Genomic DNA, 17,743 nt, shown 5'->3' on the forward strand with positions numbered 1-17,743 from the left:
AACTGCGGAGGTGCTGAACGATGATTAAATTAGTGATTACGGATTTAGACGGCACATTTTTAAATAATCAAGGCGATTTTGACAGAACGTTATTTGAAAAGACAAAACGAGTAATGGAGGAACAGCATGTCGCTTTCGCCATCTGCACCGGGAAACAGTGTGAAAGGGTGGAAGCCTTATTCGGAGAAGACGCGAAAGATTTTTGGATTTTAGGAGACAGTGCCGCACGTATGAAAAAGAACGGCAAATTCGTATATGAATCTTTGATCAGCAATAAAGCCGGACTGTCAATTATAGACGCTTTAGAAAAAATCAGCTGCGGGCACACCATTATCGCGTGCACAAAAAAAGGCGCGATCGTAAAAGAAAATCTGTCTGAAAGTGAAATGAAATATGTAAATGCCTCTTATGCACATGTAACGAAAATAACTGATTTTACTGAGATAAAAGACGATTTTATCAAGATTACGGTTCATGACCCCGACGCCAACTGTCCGGAAACGAGAGAAAAGCTGCATGAATTTTTTCACCAATTATATATCGTAGCATCAGAAGATACCTGGATGGACATATCAAATATCGGAATACATAAAGGATCAACAGTACAAGAACTGCAGCGATTATTAGGGGTTTCGGCTGATGAAACAATGGCATTCGGAGACGGCCGCAATGACAAAGAATTGATGGAAGCGGCTTCCTACAGCTTTGCGGTTAAGAACGCCATTGATGAAATAAAAGATGCGGCGCACTTTGTCATCAAATCAAATGACGAAAGCAGCGTCATGCACACGATTATGAGAATATTAGCGCTGCAAAAACAATGAGAAAGCAGATCGGCTAAAGCCAATGCGGCAGGGCTTACTAGGAAAAGAAAAAGCGGGCTATCCTCCGACTTTAAATCACTCCTGATTTTCCGAAAATATGTTAAAAATGAACAAATATCTATATTTGACCCAATTGTATTGGTATAATATGTATAAAATGAATGAAAAGACGTAATATCAAGATGAAATAAATCACTTCAAATCATTTGATATCAGACAAAAAGTAGGAACTTCCTCGTTTTGAAATTGGGAGGTGTTTGTATTAGCCCGCTGTTGAGTCCCGCGTATATCATTCTCATTTTTCTTCCGGCAGCTTCTTTTCTGTTAGGGATTTTAGGATATTTCATCTTCAAAAAAGTATGGATGATGGTTGTTATTGTATTCATTTTGTCCTTGATATTTATGTTTATTGTAATAGGTGCCGAACCGACATTTTTCATTTGGGTGGCTATGATGACGGGGAGCTGTTTTATCTCCGGTTCAATCACTAAGACGGTATGGACTTTTGTAAAGCGAAAATATTAGACACTGAAGAATCCTGTTTGAACAGCTATCCTTTTTTGCCGATTGAAGAAAAGGAAGTATAGAGTGATCTGTTTGTTCTTATATTTTGTCTGTTATTGTATTGTCTGTCTATCGTTTTGTTCTTTTTTAACTAAACGGAGCACTATAATTGAACTGCAGATACATAGAAATACAAAAAAGGATAAGGAGGATTTTTATGTTTCAAACCTTAGACCATTTTTTGAAATCTTGGGAATTCGAAGCCGATGCGACACAAAAACTGCTGAATCATCTGACTGATGAATCACTTAAACAAGAAATCACTTCACAACATTGGACTTTAGGCCGTATTGCATGGCATACTGTCGCGGCCATTCATATCATTACCTCGAACACAGATTTAACGTTCCACGCTCCGGCTGAAGATTATCCTGTTCCTGCGTCGGCGCAGTTTATTGCTGAGAGTTATCATCAAGCCAGTAATGCATTTGTGCAGGCGTTAAAAACGCAATGGACTGACGATACACTTCAAGAATGTGTCAACTTTATTGGTCAGCAAATGCCGAATGGTTCACTTTTGATGTTTTTAATTCAACATCAAAACCATCATCGAGGACAAATGACTGTCCTTATGAGACAAGCAGGTTTACCTGTTCCGGGTATTTATGGTCCGGCAAAAGAGGAATGGACAACATTTGGATTGGAAGCTCCGAAATAGGATGTTGTTGTAAGGGCTCGAACGAATAGATGATACCAATCGATGTTGGTATCTTTTTTGTTTTAGTCTTCGTGACATGCAGACGAATCAACAGTTCAAAAGGTGTAAAGTGAGTTCAATAACTGCAGAAAGGCGATTATGATGATAACTAAAATGACTCAATTCAATATGAAAGACTTCAATAAACCAAACGAACCTTTCGTTGTTTCAGGGAGAATCATCCCTTCATTTGAAAACAATGTTTGGACATATACAGAGGAGAAATTTGCTGAACCTTATGTCAAAAAATATGACGATGAAGACATTGATGTCAGTTATATTGAAGAAGAGGATAAAGTTGTCTTTTTTTATTACGCAGAGAACGACTGTGTCGGCCGGAGTAAGCTTCGTTCTAATTGGAATGGATACGCACTGATTGAAGACATTGCCGTTGCAAAAGATTATAGAAAAAATGGTGTCGGGACGGCTTTATTACATAAAGCGATTGAGTGGGCAAAGGAGAATCATTTATGCGGTCTTATGCTTGAAACACAAGATATTAATGTTTCAGCTTGTCATTTTTATGCCAAAAATAACTTTGTCATAGGAGCGGTCGATACAATGCTTTATTCCAATTTTTCAACAGCAAATGAAATTGCGGTTTTTTGGTACTGTAAATTTTAAAAATAACAGTATTTGATGTTTCGTCATTTAGCGGGTGTGTGCCGCAAAGTATTCAAAACATCGGCTTGAGGATTTATAATAAGGTATATCAATCAATGCAGGGGGAGTTATGTATGAAGTGCAAAAAAATGAACAGGGTACAATTAAAAGAGGGAAGCGTATCAATGGCCCTATAAACTGCGTCTGCCCTCATTAATGGAGGGAAATTTGTGAATACGCCTTATTCACAGTCAGCTTTACGGCACAACCAAGTGTTCATTTGGCTTTGTGTTTTGTCATTTTTCAGCGTATTAAATGAAATGGTTTTGAACGTCTCGCTACCTGATATCGCTAACGATTTTCATAAACTGCCAGCGAGTGTAAACTGGGTGAACACGGCCTTTATGTTAACCTTTTCCATCGGAACTGCTCTGTATGGGAAGTTATCAGATCAGCTGGGCATCAAAAAACTGCTCCTATTTGGAATTATGGTAAATGGCTTCGGGTCGATCATTGGATTTGTCGGACACTCTTTCTTTCCTGTACTCATTCTGGCCCGATTTATTCAAGGGGCTGGTGCAGCCGCATTCCCGGCTCTTGTGATGGTTGCAGTAGTACGCTATATTCCGAAAGAAAACAGGGGTAAAGCATTTGGTCTGATCGGGTCGCTGGTGGCAATGGGGGAAGGTGTCGGACCAGCTATTGGCGGAATGATCGCTCATTATATTCACTGGTCATATTTGCTGCTTATTCCGACAGCAACAGTTATCACCGTTCCATTCCTGGTGAAACTGCTGGAAAAGGAAGAAAGAATCAGCGGGCGCTTTGATATGACGGGGATTATATTAATGTCTGCAGGCATCGTATTTTTTCTGCTGTTTACAACGTCATATAGAATGTCTTTTCTGATCATCAGTATTCTGGCTTTCCTGATATTTGTGAAACATATTAGGAAAACTCAAGATCCCTTTGTTGACCCTGCACTGGGGAAAAATGTTTTGTTTATGACGGGCGTCCTTAGCGGAGGCCTGATATTCGGCACTGCTGCAGGATTTGTGTCTATGGTTCCTTATATGATGAAAGATGTTCACCATTTAAGTACTGCGGCAATTGGAAGCGGGATTATGTTCCCCGGGACGATGAGCGTCATCATCTTCGGTTACATTGGAGGATTGCTTGTTGATCGGAAAGGTTCTTTGTATGTGCTGACCATTGGGATTGTATTGATGTCTTCCAGCTTTTTAATCGCTGCCTTTTTCATAGATGCGGCACCTTGGCTTATGACCGTCATAATCGTTTTTGTTTTTGGGGGGCTCTCCTTCACAAAAACGGTTATATCTACAATTGTGTCTGGCAGTTTGAAACAAAAGGAAGCCGGCGCCGGAATGAGTCTGCTTAATTTTACGAGCTTTTTATCAGAGGGAACGGGTATTTCGATTGCAGGCGGTTTATTATCGATCAGCTTGCTGAATCAAAGGCTGCTACCTGTTAACGCTGATCATTCCGCTTATTTGTACAGTAATATGCTCATTCTTTTTACAGGAATCGTTGTTATGAGCTGGCTGGTGACCATGAATGTCTATAAACGTTCGCGAAGAAATGACTAAAAAGGGAAAAGGATCAAACTTGATAAAAGTTTTGATCCTTTTTTTAAGGAGCTTCCTTATTACGGAACCTTTTGCCGATCAATGAAAGGGGAGTTAAAGTGAATTACATTTATAAGAAAAAGGAAAAGAAAAATGGAAAATTGTATCATTTCAATCAGAGATAAATGGGAGAATGCACTTATTGGGTCTGAACAAAAAAATAATCAAATTGAGATCGTAATCAATTACCGCAACGAGAAAACAACCAAGTTTTTACTGCCAATCGAGACTTTTGAAAAAGTGTATGAGGATATTAAAATAGGCCGGAGAGAAAGTTAATCACTGTTTGAAAATGACTATGAAGTTCGTAAGCGGTATGGTTTTAACCGCATCTGGATTCCCCTGGCAAAGTAAAGGTTTTTGGGGATTTATGTCAAAATAATAGTAAGTATCTTATGCAACAGGGAGTTTGGTTGCTTCATAAGGAGGGGAAGTATGAAAAATAAGATTCACATATTGGGAGCCTCTGGTGTCGGAACGTCAACATTGGGTGTTGCATTATCAAAGCATTTGCCGCATACGCATCTTGATACTGATGATTACTATTGGACAGATAAATTCACTAAAAAAAGAGAAATCCCTGAAAGAAGAAAGTTGCTTGAAAAAGACTTGACAATAAATGAGAAATGGATTCTTTCTGGCGCAGTGTGCCGCTGGGGCGATGATCTAAAAAGTTATTTTGACCTTGTCATCTTCTTATGGATTCCGCAGGATATACGGCTTGAGAGATTAAGGCATAGGGAATTTCAGCGTTATGGAAACGAAGTGTTAGCCGGCGGCAGTAAATATGAACAATCAAAAACATTTTTAGAGTGGGCTTCTTTATATGATCATGCCGGAATGGAAGTTAGAAGCAAAGCTTTACACGAACATTGGATGGCGGATTTATCTTGTCCATTGTTAAAAATTGAAGGAGATTACTCAGTCAATGAAAGAGTTGATCGTGTCTTGGATTATCTGAATTCTAATTAAACTAACGGATGGAGATAACTGCAAATTGAAAGACAGTTCCGGCCATTTTAACGGAGCTGTTTTTTTATACCGCCTTCAGTTTGTCTGTTGTGAAGTGATTTATTTCCGGAAAGAAGCAGCGGAATTAATAGAGAACTCACTTCGGGAAACCGTGAAGGCAGGAATCAAAACGGGAGACTTGGCGGTCAATCATCAACGTCAGACTTTGGGGAAGAATTGCAGAAATGATCGGACGTTAAGGCGGAAAATAAGAAGTGAGAAGCAGATCATCAAAACGCAATACACCTCAATTTATATTTTCAGTAAGAACGGCTCTGCTCATTAAAAAACTCAATTCAAAGATTAGCGGCATCAATATTGCCGCAGATCGGGTTAGTGACATAAGAGGAAGGGATAAGACCCCTTCCTTAAAACCTTTAATTCCTCTAATTTCATTGTCAGATATATTCCTTTTTTGAAATGGGTATCCAAATTTCACTTTTAAAAGATGGCGATGTTACATCCTTATGCTCGTTCCACAGGATTTCTGGGCCTTCAATTTGTTCATAATGTGACGATGGAAACCATTCGGAATAAATCCGCCCCCATACTTCCTGCAGTGCATCCGGAAATGATCCGGCTGCTTCGAATACAGCCCATGTTGAGGCAGGGACTTCAAGCTGTGATAGGTGATTTGGGCAATGTTTCGTTGTGGCTGCGCCAATATAGTGATCAAGCTCTCCGTTTTCCTCTGTCCGGCCTTCAGAAAAGTTCGTGGATGCACTGATGAGCCCTGCAGGCGCTGTATTAGAAAGCTCTTTTAGTTGTTTGATTGCTGCTTCATCTAAACTTTCCCACATCGATGCAATGTCAGGATTCACGCCTTTGAACAAAATAGGGACTCTTTTTTTAATGCCGACGATGCGAAATGCCTCTTTTTCTTCAATGCGATAGTTCATTTCATTTCCTCCTTTGATTGATAACTGGAAGGTCATTCGCGGATAAGCTTTAAGTGAATGGCCATTATGTTTAGCTTCTGATGGGTTTATGCCATGCAGATTTTGAAATGCTCGTGCAAAAGAATCTGGTGAGTGATAACCGTATTTTATTGCAAGATCAATCACCTTTACGCTTCTGTCTTTAAGTTCAAAAGCTGCAAGAGTAAGACGTCTGCGGCGAATATATTCCGATAATGAAATACCTGTAAGGAAGGAAAACATCCTTTTAAAATGATATTCAGAGCAGAAAGCAAGCCTTGCTGCTTCTTTGAAATCAATAGCGTTCGTGAGGTTTTCTTCAATATACGTTAATGCGCTGTTCATCCTTTTAAGCGAATCCATTTATTTGACCTCCTTTAACAAAAGAATAACAGGAGCGAAATGTATCTGCCCGACATTTCGTGCACAGTTTTGCAGGATAACTTATATGTAATAAATTAAGTTACTCACCTGTATTTGTACAGATAAAGAAAACATCTAATAACTGGTTGGGTTTCATAAGATGAAAGAAAGTTATCATTGTTTTATATTGAAAAGAAAATAGAAAAAGACGGAGTTTTCTTGCGGGAGGGGTTTACTATCAATCAATTGAAAGCTGCATACGCGGAGGCAGTTAAAAAATTTTAGTTGATGTCGAGAACGATGTTCATCTTCACTGCTTGTTCAATTAGAGGAAGTGATTCTTCCTTAAGGGAGATCACTTTTTTTATTCGACTAAAGCAGCAGTTTAGCGGAAGAAGGAGAAAAATCAGTTGACTTACTTGATACTGAATAGGTGGTGAAAAGTGGTTATTCATACGGATTGAAAAAGAAGAACGCGCAGCAGATTCACTTGCTCTTGTTGGGGGGCAAGTGTTGACAACCCTATTAGCTGGTTTAATTAAAGAAGGGGTATAAAACCTGTATCAATAATGTTACTAGATATCTGCGACACAGGTTTTATATTTAGCTAAAATATTCTTATATATTCCACATTGCATTTTTTTATTATGCAATAGTTCACTCTATTTCTGCTTTCAATTTTTCGAACCACTCTAAATTAACCAAGTGATGTGAACGGGAATTTTCATTCATACGGCGAAAGTAATTGATTGTGCCGGGAATTTCTTGAGTGATGGACAGGTATTCATCAAGGAGCTCGATTCGAGTTTTAGTCTGATCAATTTGTGATTGGATCAGATCCAGTAATTTATTTTTGTCGATTTCATCGGCAAAGAGTAACGCCCCATAAAATTGCAGGTTCACATATTCCGATTTGGTGCCGTATTTGATCATTAATTTTTCAAATTCTGCCCTTCCCGAATCTGTGACGTTAAAGTTACGGATTTCACGCCCGCTGGTTGAGGGTTTCTGCTGAATCTGTTCAATCAAACACTTTTCTTCAAGTTGCTGCAGATTGTAATAAAATGAACCTTTCGTAAAGTTAACAATGTATTTGTAATGACGTCTTTCCATTAAGGCCAGAAGTTCATAGCCGTGAGCTCCGGGGTTTTGGATGAGCAAGCCAAGGATAAGTAAGGGAATCATGGTTTCATCACCTTCGCCATCCGCGCCTCAAATTCCGCGTACGTGATTTTACCCGAAGCCAAATCCATACTATGAAGGTAAATCTGTTCTGTTTTAGAATAGTCACCCTTCACTTTCAGTGATTGCTCCTCTCCCGAAATGGGTTTCAGGATATGGTGCTTTTTCGAAAAAGCCTCGAAATAGCGGTAACCGAATTTGCGTTGTGAAGCTGCGTCTAAATGAATGCCATCAGGATTCGCAGTCAAACCTGCCGCAGTAACAAAATAACAATTCTGTTGTTCATTAGCAAAACGCAGCAATTGTTCATTAACCTGTCGAAATTCAGACGCGTGCTGTCCAAAACCGGTCTTCCCAAGAAAGTCACCAAGCCCTCCAATAATCAACGGTACATCATCAAGTTTCAACTCGTTTCTTAGCGTCTCAATGATAAGAGTTAATTTCTCGTAATAAGTTTCATGCAGCGAACGATAACTGTCACTCTCACCTTGGTGCCAAAGGATTCCGCAAATTTGACTGGAACGGAGGGCGAAGCGGGCTTCGGACAAAGCATGCTGAAAAAGGATGCCTTCCGGATGCCAGTCATTCAATGAACTGCCGCCTTCCGCACAAGGGATCAAGCCAATTTCTTCATCGGGATGAGCTTTCGACCAAGCATCTGCAAAAGATGCCGCCAAGCCAACGCCGGAAACCGGACGGTCGTAATTAATCGGCTCTGTCATCATCTGCCACTGTCCATTGCGCAGCATTTTTATTTTTTCATTATAGATAGGGTCTACTTCATTCAAAAATCCACGGCCCGCCATATTCGACTGCCCCAACATTAAAAAAGACTTTATCATTTAATTTTTCACTTCTTTACATCAATATTTTAGTCTAATTAGACTATAGTCAATTCAGCTTGTCTTGTAAAGTTCTAATAAGGTCTTACTTTTATTAGTAGTATGTATGAAAAGCAAACTAACATTGAAAATTTGGTGGATGTATTTGAGAAATAGCAAGTTCTTTTGCTTTAGATCTTGATAAACAATGAAAAACAACAAAAATCCTGTCATGTAAGGGTTCCTATGAGGTTCAAAATCATTAAAAAGGTTAACGATTGTACCAATTCTATTCATTTGTTATGTTTTACTTTTAAATCCTGAAGTTATACTTGAAGAGGAATGTCCTAAAATGCAGAAAAAGCCGGAGTGTCAGATCCGGCTTTTCGCTCACTTTCCCTTCTTCTTCCGCTTCTCCTTTTCCGCCCGGTAAAACTCATGAAACATCTTCATCAATGCGCGTTTTTCAATCCGCGACACATAACTCCTTGAAATGCCGAGCTCCTTTGCGATCTCGCGCTGCGTTTTTTCTTTTTTTAAATCAAGCCCGAAGCGGCCGACGATGACTTCTTTTTCGCGGTCGTCTAAAATATCGATATATTTTTTGACCTTTTCAAGTTCCATGTTGAGCTGAATGGTGTCGATCACATCTTCGCTTTCCGACTTGAGGACATCGATCAGGCTTATTTCATTCCCTTCTTTATCCTGGCCGATCGGATCATGAAGGGAGACGTCTTTTTTCGTTTTTTTCAATGCGCGCAGATGCATTAAAATCTCATTTTCAATACATCGTGCGGCATATGTGGCAAGCTTCGTGCCTTTTCCGGCTGAATAGCTTTCAATTCCTTTGATCAGCCCGATTGTACCGATGGAGATCAGATCTTCTGCGTCCTCTCCCGTATTTTCGAATTTTTTCACAATATGGGCGACTAAACGGAGATTGTGTTCGATCAGCATGTTGCGGGCATGTTCATCGCCTTCAGCCATAAGGTCTAAGTATTTTTTCTCCTCACTATTTGAGAGCGGTTGTGGAAAGGCATTATTTTTCACGTATGATACTAAAAACACGAGTTCTTTCACAATAAACCCGAGCGCTGCAAAAACACCTGTCACCATCCTCACCTCCACAAAGTTATGTAGGCAAAAGCCTATATGTAACTGTATGTGGCAGTCACGCTGTTTGTGTCTGTACAGGGAAATTAATCAAAGGCAGGTTTTATTTCTTACAGCCTCTTGATTTTTGCTGATTGAGCCTGTATATTGTTAAAAAAAGTAAGGGTGAAAAGAATATAACGAAAAGCGCTGAAGAGACGAGTAGACAGATATCATTCATGACAGAGAGCTCCAGGAGCTGTGAAGGAGTATGAATGGATGTGTTGAAACAAACCTCTTAGCTTCGCATCGGAATCATGAAAAACGAGGATGATGCGGCGGATACTCCTGTTACCGAGTAAGCTTTGTACCCGGCAAGGCCGGCACCAAACCGAATTGAGGTGGCATAGCGGGCTGTTTCCCGTCCTCAAGACTTTATTGTCTTGAGGGCGTTTTTTATTTCTAAGGGAGGGATAAGATGAAAAACCTGAAGTCTTGGCGGTACCCGATGCTTCTGTTAACCGGAATCGGGATAGCAAATATTGGTGAATGGATTTATTTTTTGTCTCTTAATCTTATTGTTTTAAAAGAAACGGGGTCTGCTTTTGCGGTTTCCATCCTTTATTTAATCAGGCCTGCGGCTGTTTTGATGACAAATGGGTGGGCGGGCAGCATCATCGACAGGTGTAACAAACGGAATATGATGATGTCGCTTGATTTCATCCGGGCTGCATTCATTGCCGTTCTGCCGCTGATGTTTACTGTAAGGTCTTTATTTTTCATTTATTGTATCGTGTTTTTGATTCAAATGGCCAATGCGATGTTTCGTCCGTGTTCCATGGCGTATGTGACGATGCTTATTCCGGCTGAAAGGAGAAAACGATTCAATTCACTAAGGGCTTTGTCGGAATCAGGGGCTTTTCTCCTCGGGCCGGCTGCGGCCGGGCTGCTTTTTATCGCCGGCACGCCGATTTTTGCGATTTGGGTGAATGCGGGGGCTTTAGTGCTGTCCGGTTTCATCACGATGATGCTGCCGAGCCTTGAAAATGAGCCTCACGTACATTCTCCCAGACAGAAGCTTTCTTTGGCAGTGTGCAAAGAAGACTGGAAGCTCGTCTATCGCTTCAGCCGAACGGCGCGAAACGTCATGATCATTTATTTTTTATTCAGTCTGGTCATGACCGTTATGCCATCCGCGCTTGATTCGCTTGAAGCCGCTTTTTCAAAAGAAGTTCTTCAGCTGACTGATGCCGATTACGGTTTTCTCGTCAGTGTCTCAGGGGCAGGCATTATTGCGGGGGCGCTTGTCAATGTAATCTTAAATAAAAAAATGCCGGCTTCTTTATTGATGGGAATGGGCTCTTTATTCACAGCGGCCGGATATATGATTTATGCGTTTTCTGACGTTTTTTGGACGGCTGCTTTCGGATTTTTCCTTCTCGCTTTTTTTCTGGCGTTTGCCAATACAGGCTTTCTGACGTTTTATCAAAAGAATGTTCCGGTGGACATCATGGGGAGAGTGGGGAGCTTTTATTCATTAGTCGAAGCCGTCTTCATTATATTGGTAACGGCGGTTTTCGGAGCGACGGCTGTCAGTTCTTCCGTCCGCGTCATCGCCATCGCAGGGGCTGCTGTTATGCTGGCGTTGGCAGCCGTTTTATGCTCGTTCTTATTTGCGGCCTCAAAAAGGAGGACTCCCGATGTGTTTCAAGCGGATCAATTTAAAGAAACATAAAGAGACGGCCGTTTCATTTCGTGAGGATGAGTATCTCAGGTGGCTGTCATCCCAAATCTAATGCTCACCCGACAATTTTAAGCTGCTTCTTCATAACGGGCAGCCGATCGGACAGCTTGAAGCTTCCATCAACTTTTACCGCAGCCAAAAAATCGGTTATGTGCACCTTTACTGAGCAGCAAAGAGAACGCGGAACGAAGCTGCATCAATTTAGAATTAAACGGAAAAGTTCTCAGAATGAGAGGAGCCGTACCGCCGGAATAGGGAGCGGTACGCGCTTCATTTTTTCGTTGTTTTTAAAAGGCCGGGAAACTTCTTATAAATGACCGCCATTAAGACGAGCATATACATTCCGTAAATCCCGAAAGACAGCAGTTTGTTGCTTGTAAATGAAGCGCCTGCGACGGTCACGATCACAATGTTCGGAATTTTGCCGAGCACCGACGCAGAAAAAAAGATCGGCCATCGTATGTTACTCAGCCCGCAGACGGTATTCATGGCAAGCGACGGTATAATCGGAATGAGCCGCCCGAAAAGCACCGCCGTAAACGCGTGCTGATGAAATGAACCTTCATATTGAGCCGCGGCCGGGTAAGCCACCAGTTTTTTTCTGGCCCAGTCTCTGAATCCGTACCGGACGAGAAAAAACAATGCCATTGTTCCGAGCATTGCGCCTGACAATGTAATCCACACTCCGTTTACAATCCCGAAAACCGCTCCGTTTAAGGCCGCGATAATGGCGAATGGAACGATCGGAAAAAATACGTCAGCTGCGACCAGAAGGATACTCATAAGCACGGCGTACATGCCGCCCGCGCGAATCATGCTGAGCCAGACGTCTTTTTGCATAAAGCCGATCATCACGACAGCAATGATGACGGCAAGACTGAATCCCTTTTTTATCATCTGTACGTTCACCTCTTTTCAATTAGTATACAGCACAAATCTATCTCCTTCTATTAAAATAAGCTGTCCGATAAGCGTACTTGTTTATCAGCATTTGCCGTTTGATGAGAAACGACTGGCAGCCGGGTTTGGACAAAAACAGGCGGGAAGCGGGTGATGTGCATCATTTGATGCAGAGAATGATTTTATACAAAAGGGGACACGTTAACAGTAGTGTTTACTGGAGGTGTAAACGTTGAGATGCTTTCATCTGATCATCATGATATGCGTCCTCACGGGTCTCACTGCCGTGTCCGCCGATGCGAAATCTTTAAAAAGAAGTGACATGGAGAAGACGGGAAACGTGTACTGGGATATAAGGTCTGAAAAAAAGAAGCTATCTTTAACCTTCGATGACGGCCCCCATCCTGTCTATACGGAGGCTGTGTTAGACGTGCTGAAACAGCACAATGTTAAAGCAACCTTTTTTTGTATCGGGAGCCGTATAGACAAATACCCCGTAACGGCAAAACGCATCGTTGAAGAAGGGCATGAAATCGGCAACCATACGATGAACCATGTTTATTTTCACCGTTTAAAACGCAGAGACATTTTACAAGAGCTTCACAGCTCCGCGCATCATATCAGATCGCTGCAGCCGGAAGGGGACAAGTTATTCCGCCCGCCGGGAGGGTCGCTGAATCATACGGCTTTCAAAAGCCTCTTAAAAGAGGGCTATCATATCATCATGTGGTCATGGAACCAAGATCCGAGAGACTGGAAAAGGCCCGGAAAAGGAAAAATCGTCAGGCACGTTGTTTCACATGCCAGAGATGGAGATATCGTTCTTCTGCATGACGGCGGAGGAAACCGGCGCCAGACGGTTGAGGCTTTGAAAGAAATCATTCCCCAGCTGAAAAAGCAGGGCTACACGTTTGTTAAGGTTTCGGATTTGATCGGACAGGATTCCGGTCCTTTTCATATCCAGTAAAGAGAGCGCCGCGTTGAAAGCCGCCAAAGAGATGTGTACCATAGGAGGTAAGGTTTGGGGGGAGAGAAAATGAAGTTTGCTGTTCTTTTTATTACGATAACCTGTCTGTTATCAGGATGCGCTGCGGGCAAAGAGAAAAGTGTTGTCGCGTTCGGCGACAGCAATACGCGCGGTTCCAACTGGGATTATCGTGATTATCCGAAGGCGCAGCAGTGGGTAAACATTTTAAAAACAGCGGAACGCGGCCGTCTTACGGTTATAAATGCGGGAATAGGCGGCCAGACGACTGAGGATGCGCGCCTGCGCTTTCAAAGCGACGTGCTGGAGCGTAAGCCCCAATATTTATTTATCATGTTCGGAACAAATGATGCGGGCATTTTGACGGGAGATCAGCCGCGAGTATCAAAGAAACGGTTTAAAGAAAACCTGACTTATTTCATAAACGAAAGCAGAAATCACGGCATAAAGCCGATTTTAATGACGTGCATCCCGGTTATAGAAGGAAACGGAACGCATCATCTCTATTACTATTCGAGATATAAAGCCTCAGCCTTTAAAGAAAAAGGCGGCGCGAGAACATGGCATAATTCCTATAACGGCGTTACGAGGCAGGTTGCAGCTGAGTTGAAAGTGCCGCTGGTGGATAACTGGAAACACTTTATACGCGCGGACGGCGGCAAAGATACAGACCGGGCGCTGATCCAATCCGGACTGATAGATCCCTCCGGAAATCATATGACGCCAAAAGGCGCCAGAATCTTAATTGAAGGCATAAAAAATGGGCGGGTTTTGGAACGCTGACGCCGTCAGCTGCCTAAACCGTTTTGCTTCTGCTTCATAGGCTGTAGAAAAAACATCTTTTGGAGGCGATTGCTATGAACCGCGGTTTCCCTCCGCAATATCCTGTATGCCCGCCTCCTCGGGTGAATGCGGGGTACTGGTACGCATTTTTTGTTGTGCTGCTCGTCGTCATTCTCGTTCTGGGCGGTCTGTATTGGTTCAATATATAGCAGCCGTCCTCTTAAACACCTCTATTTTAGGGGTGTTTTTTATTGAAAGTGGTAGTAATGCGCATAACCGAAGTGATATAATATCAGTCATCTGAGTAAAAAAAGGAAATTCGCCCGGGAATTTTTTCTGTTTAAGAAGAAACGGAAATAATGTGTCCGAGCGATCTTCTTTTGATTTCGTTTTCAATTAACTCGATAAATTCACGGCTCAAATTCATTTCATTGGCTTTGAAATAAGATTCTATTAGTAATTCATCAGAAAGCTTTCTCATGCCGGGGACCCAATTAATGGGAGTGGCACCTCCTTACAATTGTAATCAATCATCAGACGCAAGCATATGATGGAAGGTTGCGTTTCAATCATGGTGAGGTTATCTTTAATCTACCATGAAATACAAATAAGAACAATCGTTCTGTTATCCACACTCGTAAGTGGATAACTTGTTAGTATCTTGTTTATAATCTGGATAAATCCGGATGTAATAAGAGTGGATAATGTGTGTAATTTTATCCACAACTGGTGAAGAAACCCAATTTTTGTCGAAATTTTTTTACTGAGTCCGACTTTGTTTTTAAATCTGACAGGTTTCGACATATAGATGATAGAAAGAAAAGGAAGGGTGCGGGTTTTGTTAAAAAAGTTTTTTTTACCTGACGAATTTGTGAAAAATATATTTCATATCACACCGGAAAAGCTCAAGGAACGCAATGTGAAAGGGATTATTACAGACCTTGACAACACGCTTGTGGAGTGGGACAGACCGAGTGCGACACCTCGATTAATCGAGTGGTTTGAAGAAATGAAGGAGCACGGCATTAAAGTCACGATCGTCTCCAATAATAATGAACGAAGAGTGAAATTATTCTCGGAGCCGCTTGGCATACCGTTTATTTATAAGGCAAGAAAACCGATGGGGCGCGCCTTTAAAAGAGCCGTCAGCAGCATGGAGCTGAAAAAAGAAGACTGTGTGGTCATCGGCGATCAGCTGCTTACTGATGTTCTCGGCGGAAACAGAAACGGGTATCATACGATCCTTGTCGTGCCTGTCGCTTCCTCTGACGGAGTCATGACGCGCTTTAACCGCCGGATTGAACGGAGAATATTGAGTTCTTTGAAACGTAAAGGCCATATTCAGTGGGAGGATTAGGAATGGAAAAGGTTGTTTGCATCGGCTGCGGAGTAACGATCCAGACCGAGGATAAACAAGGTCTCGGATACGCGCCAAAGGCATCGCTCATGAAGGAGAATGTCATTTGTCAGCGCTGCTTCAGACTGAAAAATTACAATGAAATTCAAGATGTTTCATTAACGGATGATGACTTTTTAAATATCTTGCACACAATCGGCGATACTGACTCTCTAATTGTCAAAGTCGTTGATATTTTTGATTTTAACGGAAGCTGGATAAATGGGCTGAACCGCTTTGTCGGCGGTAATCCGATCATTCTTGTCGGTAATAAGGCCGATATCCTGCCGAAATCCGTAAAGCGGGAACGGCTCGTCCAATGGATGAAACGCGAAGCGAAAGAATACGGCTTAAAACCCCTTGATGTCTTTTTAATCAGCGCTTCCCGCGGACAAGGGATGAAGGAAGTCATTGACGCCATTGAACATTACCGCGAAGGGCGGGATGTGTATGTGGTGGGGTGTACCAATGTCGGCAAATCCACATTTATCAACCGGATTATTAAAGAGGTCTCAGGGGAAGAGAATATTATTACCACCTCTCAATTTCCGGGCACGACGCTTGATGCGATTGAAATCCCGCTTGATGACGGATCTGCGCTTTATGATACGCCGGGAATCATTAACCATCACCAGATGGCGCATTACGTGGACAAGCGTGACTTAAAGGTGCTGACACCGAAAAAAGAACTGAAGCCGCGCACTTTTCAGCTGAATGAAAAACAAACGCTTTATTTCGGCGGGCTTGCCCGGTTTGACTATGTATCAGGCGATAAAACGGCGTTTGTATGCTATATGCCGAATGAATTGATGATTCACAGAACAAAGCTTGAAAATGCTGATGCCTTATACGACAAGCATGCGGGAGAACTGCTTACCCCGCCCGGAAAAGATCATTTGGATGAATTTCCGGAGCTTACGGCCCACACGTTTACGATTAAAGAAGGAAAGACGGATATCGTTTTTTCCGGACTTGGCTGGGTCACGGTGCAGCAAGCAGATAAAAAAATAACGGCATACGCTCCGAAAGGCGTACACGTATTTGTCCGCCGTTCATTAATATAGAGAGAAGGGGAGAGGGAGCATGAAACAATTGTACGGAGTAATCGGAAATCCGATCGGGCATTCAATGTCACCCGATATTCATAACGCGGCTTTGCAAGATAAGAACATCAACGGGCAGTATTTTGCGTTTCAGGTGGAACCTCATTATCTCAAGGACGCCGTTAACGGAATCAAGGCGCTTGGCATCTGCGGAGTGAACGTCACAGTCCCGCATAAAGTCGCGATCATGGAGCATCTGGATGAAATACATGAAAGCGCGAAAGTACTCGGGGCCGTAAATACCGTCAAAAGAGAGGGAGACAGGCTCATCGGGTATAATACTGACGGAGATGGGTTTTATAAATCCTTAGTCAAAGTATTGGACAAACCGATATCAGAGCTCTCCATCCTCATGATTGGGGCAGGAGGGGCGGCAAGAGCGATTTTTACGACAATCGTCCGCAGAGAGCCGAAACAATTTGACGTTTGCAACCGCACGCCGGAAAAAGCGGAAAGTCTGATTGCGGCTGCTCCCTCTTTTCAGCAGAAACGCGCCCTTACTTTAAAAGAAGCTGAAAATCAGCTTGAACAATATGACGTCATTATTCATACAACATCTGTCGGCATGTATCCGAAAACGGATGCCGTGCCGCTCTCGTTGGAACGGGCCAAAACGGGCGCCATCGTTTGTGATATCGTATACAACCCGATTCAAACGGCGTTCTTAAAAGAAGCTGAAAAAAGAGGTTTAACAACCCTTGACGGTGTCGGCATGTTTGTGGAACAGGCTGCACTGTCTTTCAAGCTGTGGACGGAACAAGAGCCTGACAGCGGCTTAATGAGAGCAATTGTTGAAGGAAAACTAGGAGGAACACAATGTTAACAGGAAAACAAAAACGGTTTTTGCGTTCAAAAGCGCATCATTTAACGCCTATTTTTCAAGTGGGAAAAGGCAGAGTCAACGAAAACATGGTGAAACAGATTGCAGAGGCTTTAGAAGCAAGAGAGCTGATTAAAGTCAGCGTGCTTCAAAACTGCGAAGACGATAAAAACGATGTCGCAGAAGCGCTTGTGAAAGGCAGCCGCTCACAATTGGTGCAGACGATCGGAAATACGATCGTATTGTATAAGGAATCAAAGGAAAATAAACAAATCGAGCTTCCGTAAGGTGG

The 17,743-nt window shown here is 42.3% G+C and carries 21 protein-coding genes and 1 pseudogene; 16 read left to right on the forward strand and 6 right to left on the reverse strand.

Translation table 11 applies throughout. The annotated features are described in order from the left end of the window. The first annotated feature begins 20 nt into the window (after positions 1-20). The 8 genes and pseudogenes from AC2CGA_RS13620 to AC2CGA_RS13655 all read left to right on the forward strand — a co-directional run bounded on the left by AC2CGA_RS13620 (position 21) and on the right by AC2CGA_RS13655 (position 5,306). Positions 21-824, forward strand: coding sequence for an HAD-IIB family hydrolase (locus tag AC2CGA_RS13620; protein ID WP_060657435.1), 804 nt, complete (start codon positions 21-23; stop codon positions 822-824). A gap of 273 nt (positions 825-1,097) precedes the next feature. Further along, a complete protein-coding gene (locus AC2CGA_RS13625) occupies positions 1,098-1,349 on the forward strand; it encodes a DUF2651 family protein (protein ID WP_015387973.1) in 252 nt (83 codons plus the stop codon). 196 nt (positions 1,350-1,545) lie between these two features. Continuing rightward, a complete protein-coding gene (locus AC2CGA_RS13630; protein WP_060657437.1) occupies positions 1,546-2,046 on the forward strand; it encodes a DinB family protein in 501 nt (166 codons plus the stop codon). A 141-nt stretch (positions 2,047-2,187) separates the two neighbouring features. Next, a complete protein-coding gene (gene satA / locus AC2CGA_RS13635; RefSeq protein ID WP_048368211.1) occupies positions 2,188-2,709 on the forward strand; it encodes a streptothricin N-acetyltransferase SatA in 522 nt (173 codons plus the stop codon). A gap of 113 nt (positions 2,710-2,822) precedes the next feature. Continuing rightward, a complete protein-coding gene (locus AC2CGA_RS13640) occupies positions 2,823-2,885 on the forward strand; it encodes a tetracycline resistance efflux system leader peptide (RefSeq protein ID WP_134816631.1) in 63 nt (20 codons plus the stop codon). A gap of 33 nt (positions 2,886-2,918) precedes the next feature. Beyond that, positions 2,919-4,295 (forward strand): Tet(L)/Tet(K)/Tet(45) family tetracycline efflux MFS transporter, encoded by a 1,377-nt coding sequence (gene tet, locus AC2CGA_RS13645; protein ID WP_276123478.1) that lies wholly within the window; start codon positions 2,919-2,921, stop codon positions 4,293-4,295. A gap of 98 nt (positions 4,296-4,393) precedes the next feature. After that, positions 4,394-4,613: pseudogene (locus AC2CGA_RS13650) on the forward strand (hypothetical protein). Positions 4,614-4,769: 156 nt separating this feature from the next. Next, complete coding sequence (locus AC2CGA_RS13655; protein ID WP_013352982.1) at positions 4,770-5,306, forward strand: ATP-binding protein; 537 nt, start codon at positions 4,770-4,772, stop codon at positions 5,304-5,306. A 437-nt stretch (positions 5,307-5,743) separates the two neighbouring features. Here the strand turns inward: AC2CGA_RS13655 and AC2CGA_RS13660 are convergent, their stop codons facing one another. The 4 genes from AC2CGA_RS13660 to sigK all read right to left on the reverse strand — a co-directional run bounded on the left by AC2CGA_RS13660 (position 5,744) and on the right by sigK (position 9,744). Further along, positions 5,744-6,625, reverse strand: coding sequence for an AraC family transcriptional regulator (locus AC2CGA_RS13660; RefSeq protein WP_196616042.1), 882 nt, complete (start codon positions 6,623-6,625; stop codon positions 5,744-5,746). A gap of 657 nt (positions 6,626-7,282) precedes the next feature. Further along, positions 7,283-7,810, reverse strand: coding sequence for a PadR family transcriptional regulator (locus AC2CGA_RS13665; RefSeq protein ID WP_484480217.1), 528 nt, complete (start codon positions 7,808-7,810; stop codon positions 7,283-7,285). Next, the gene (locus AC2CGA_RS13670; protein WP_024085631.1) at positions 7,807-8,649 is read right to left on the reverse strand and encodes a sialate O-acetylesterase; all 843 of its coding nucleotides are present in this window, start codon (positions 8,647-8,649) and stop codon (positions 7,807-7,809) included. Before AC2CGA_RS13670 ends, AC2CGA_RS13665 begins: the two co-directional genes overlap by 4 nt. A gap of 369 nt (positions 8,650-9,018) precedes the next feature. Next, a complete protein-coding gene (gene sigK / locus AC2CGA_RS13675) occupies positions 9,019-9,744 on the reverse strand; it encodes an RNA polymerase sporulation sigma factor SigK (protein WP_020956104.1) in 726 nt (241 codons plus the stop codon). Positions 9,745-10,198: 454 nt separating this feature from the next. Between sigK and AC2CGA_RS13680 the strand changes: the two genes are divergently transcribed. Continuing rightward, the gene (locus AC2CGA_RS13680) at positions 10,199-11,455 is read left to right on the forward strand and encodes an MFS transporter (RefSeq protein ID WP_043867300.1); all 1,257 of its coding nucleotides are present in this window, start codon (positions 10,199-10,201) and stop codon (positions 11,453-11,455) included. A gap of 279 nt (positions 11,456-11,734) precedes the next feature. Here the strand turns inward: AC2CGA_RS13680 and AC2CGA_RS13685 are convergent, their stop codons facing one another. After that, complete coding sequence (locus AC2CGA_RS13685) at positions 11,735-12,361, reverse strand: TVP38/TMEM64 family protein (RefSeq protein ID WP_003152841.1); 627 nt, start codon at positions 12,359-12,361, stop codon at positions 11,735-11,737. Between the two features lie 235 nt (positions 12,362-12,596). Between AC2CGA_RS13685 and AC2CGA_RS13690 the strand changes: the two genes are divergently transcribed. The 3 genes from AC2CGA_RS13690 (at position 12,597) to AC2CGA_RS13700 (ending at position 14,341) form a co-directional block, all read left to right on the forward strand. Next, positions 12,597-13,331 (forward strand): polysaccharide deacetylase family protein, encoded by a 735-nt coding sequence (locus AC2CGA_RS13690; protein WP_043867299.1) that lies wholly within the window; start codon positions 12,597-12,599, stop codon positions 13,329-13,331. A 69-nt stretch (positions 13,332-13,400) separates the two neighbouring features. Further along, positions 13,401-14,132: an SGNH/GDSL hydrolase family protein gene (locus tag AC2CGA_RS13695; RefSeq protein WP_003152845.1), complete on the forward strand. Its 732-nt coding sequence runs from the start codon at positions 13,401-13,403 to the stop codon at positions 14,130-14,132. A 74-nt stretch (positions 14,133-14,206) separates the two neighbouring features. Further along, complete coding sequence (locus AC2CGA_RS13700; RefSeq protein ID WP_003152848.1) at positions 14,207-14,341, forward strand: hypothetical protein; 135 nt, start codon at positions 14,207-14,209, stop codon at positions 14,339-14,341. Between the two features lie 131 nt (positions 14,342-14,472). Here the strand turns inward: AC2CGA_RS13700 and sda are convergent, their stop codons facing one another. Further along, positions 14,473-14,613: a sporulation histidine kinase inhibitor Sda gene (sda, locus tag AC2CGA_RS13705; protein ID WP_003152850.1), complete on the reverse strand. Its 141-nt coding sequence runs from the start codon at positions 14,611-14,613 to the stop codon at positions 14,473-14,475. Positions 14,614-14,970: 357 nt separating this feature from the next. Here sda and AC2CGA_RS13710 point away from each other — a divergent pair, with 357 nt between their 5' ends. Genes AC2CGA_RS13710 through yhbY form a run of 4 tightly spaced genes read left to right on the forward strand, consistent with a single transcriptional unit; the run spans position 14,971 to position 17,738 of the window. Further along, positions 14,971-15,489 carry a YqeG family HAD IIIA-type phosphatase gene (locus tag AC2CGA_RS13710; RefSeq protein ID WP_003152852.1) on the forward strand — a complete coding sequence of 173 codons (519 nt, stop codon included), beginning with the start codon at positions 14,971-14,973 and terminating at the stop codon, positions 15,487-15,489. A 2-nt stretch (positions 15,490-15,491) separates the two neighbouring features. Further along, positions 15,492-16,592: a ribosome biogenesis GTPase YqeH gene (gene yqeH, locus AC2CGA_RS13715; protein WP_069448880.1), complete on the forward strand. Its 1,101-nt coding sequence runs from the start codon at positions 15,492-15,494 to the stop codon at positions 16,590-16,592. Between the two features lie 19 nt (positions 16,593-16,611). Continuing rightward, positions 16,612-17,454 (forward strand): shikimate dehydrogenase, encoded by an 843-nt coding sequence (gene aroE, locus AC2CGA_RS13720; RefSeq protein ID WP_025852995.1) that lies wholly within the window; start codon positions 16,612-16,614, stop codon positions 17,452-17,454. After that, on the forward strand, positions 17,448-17,738 hold the full coding sequence (yhbY, locus tag AC2CGA_RS13725) for a ribosome assembly RNA-binding protein YhbY (protein WP_139885324.1): 291 nt from the start codon (positions 17,448-17,450) through the stop codon (positions 17,736-17,738). Before aroE ends, yhbY begins: the two co-directional genes overlap by 7 nt. Positions 17,739-17,743 lie beyond the last annotated feature (5 nt).

This window comes from Bacillus sp. SYZHCR11, from assembly GCF_057196865.1.

Excerpts from the sequence above, each read along its gene's own strand:
- AC2CGA_RS13620 (WP_060657435.1), top strand. The coding sequence starts at position 21 with ATGATTAAATTAGTGATTACGGATTTAGACGGCACATTTTTAAATAAT.
- AC2CGA_RS13630 (WP_060657437.1), top strand. The coding sequence starts at position 1,546 with ATGTTTCAAACCTTAGACCATTTTTTGAAATCTTGGGAATTCGAAGCC.
- satA (WP_048368211.1), top strand. The coding sequence starts at position 2,188 with ATGATAACTAAAATGACTCAATTCAATATGAAAGACTTCAATAAACCA.
- AC2CGA_RS13655 (WP_013352982.1), top strand. The coding sequence starts at position 4,770 with ATGAAAAATAAGATTCACATATTGGGAGCCTCTGGTGTCGGAACGTCA.
- AC2CGA_RS13660 (WP_196616042.1), bottom strand. The coding sequence starts at position 6,625 with ATGGATTCGCTTAAAAGGATGAACAGCGCATTAACGTATATTGAAGAA.
- AC2CGA_RS13665 (WP_484480217.1), bottom strand. The coding sequence starts at position 7,810 with ATGATTCCCTTACTTATCCTTGGCTTGCTCATCCAAAACCCCGGAGCT.
- AC2CGA_RS13670 (WP_024085631.1), bottom strand. The coding sequence starts at position 8,649 with ATGATAAAGTCTTTTTTAATGTTGGGGCAGTCGAATATGGCGGGCCGT.
- sigK (WP_020956104.1), bottom strand. The coding sequence starts at position 9,744 with ATGGTGACAGGTGTTTTTGCAGCGCTCGGGTTTATTGTGAAAGAACTC.
- AC2CGA_RS13680 (WP_043867300.1), top strand. The coding sequence starts at position 10,199 with ATGAAAAACCTGAAGTCTTGGCGGTACCCGATGCTTCTGTTAACCGGA.
- AC2CGA_RS13685 (WP_003152841.1), bottom strand. The coding sequence starts at position 12,361 with ATGATAAAAAAGGGATTCAGTCTTGCCGTCATCATTGCTGTCGTGATG.
- AC2CGA_RS13695 (WP_003152845.1), top strand. The coding sequence starts at position 13,401 with ATGAAGTTTGCTGTTCTTTTTATTACGATAACCTGTCTGTTATCAGGA.
- AC2CGA_RS13700 (WP_003152848.1), top strand. The coding sequence starts at position 14,207 with ATGAACCGCGGTTTCCCTCCGCAATATCCTGTATGCCCGCCTCCTCGG.
- sda (WP_003152850.1), bottom strand. The coding sequence starts at position 14,613 with ATGAGAAAGCTTTCTGATGAATTACTAATAGAATCTTATTTCAAAGCC.
- yqeH (WP_069448880.1), top strand. The coding sequence starts at position 15,492 with ATGGAAAAGGTTGTTTGCATCGGCTGCGGAGTAACGATCCAGACCGAG.
- aroE (WP_025852995.1), top strand. The coding sequence starts at position 16,612 with ATGAAACAATTGTACGGAGTAATCGGAAATCCGATCGGGCATTCAATG.
- yhbY (WP_139885324.1), top strand. The coding sequence starts at position 17,448 with ATGTTAACAGGAAAACAAAAACGGTTTTTGCGTTCAAAAGCGCATCAT.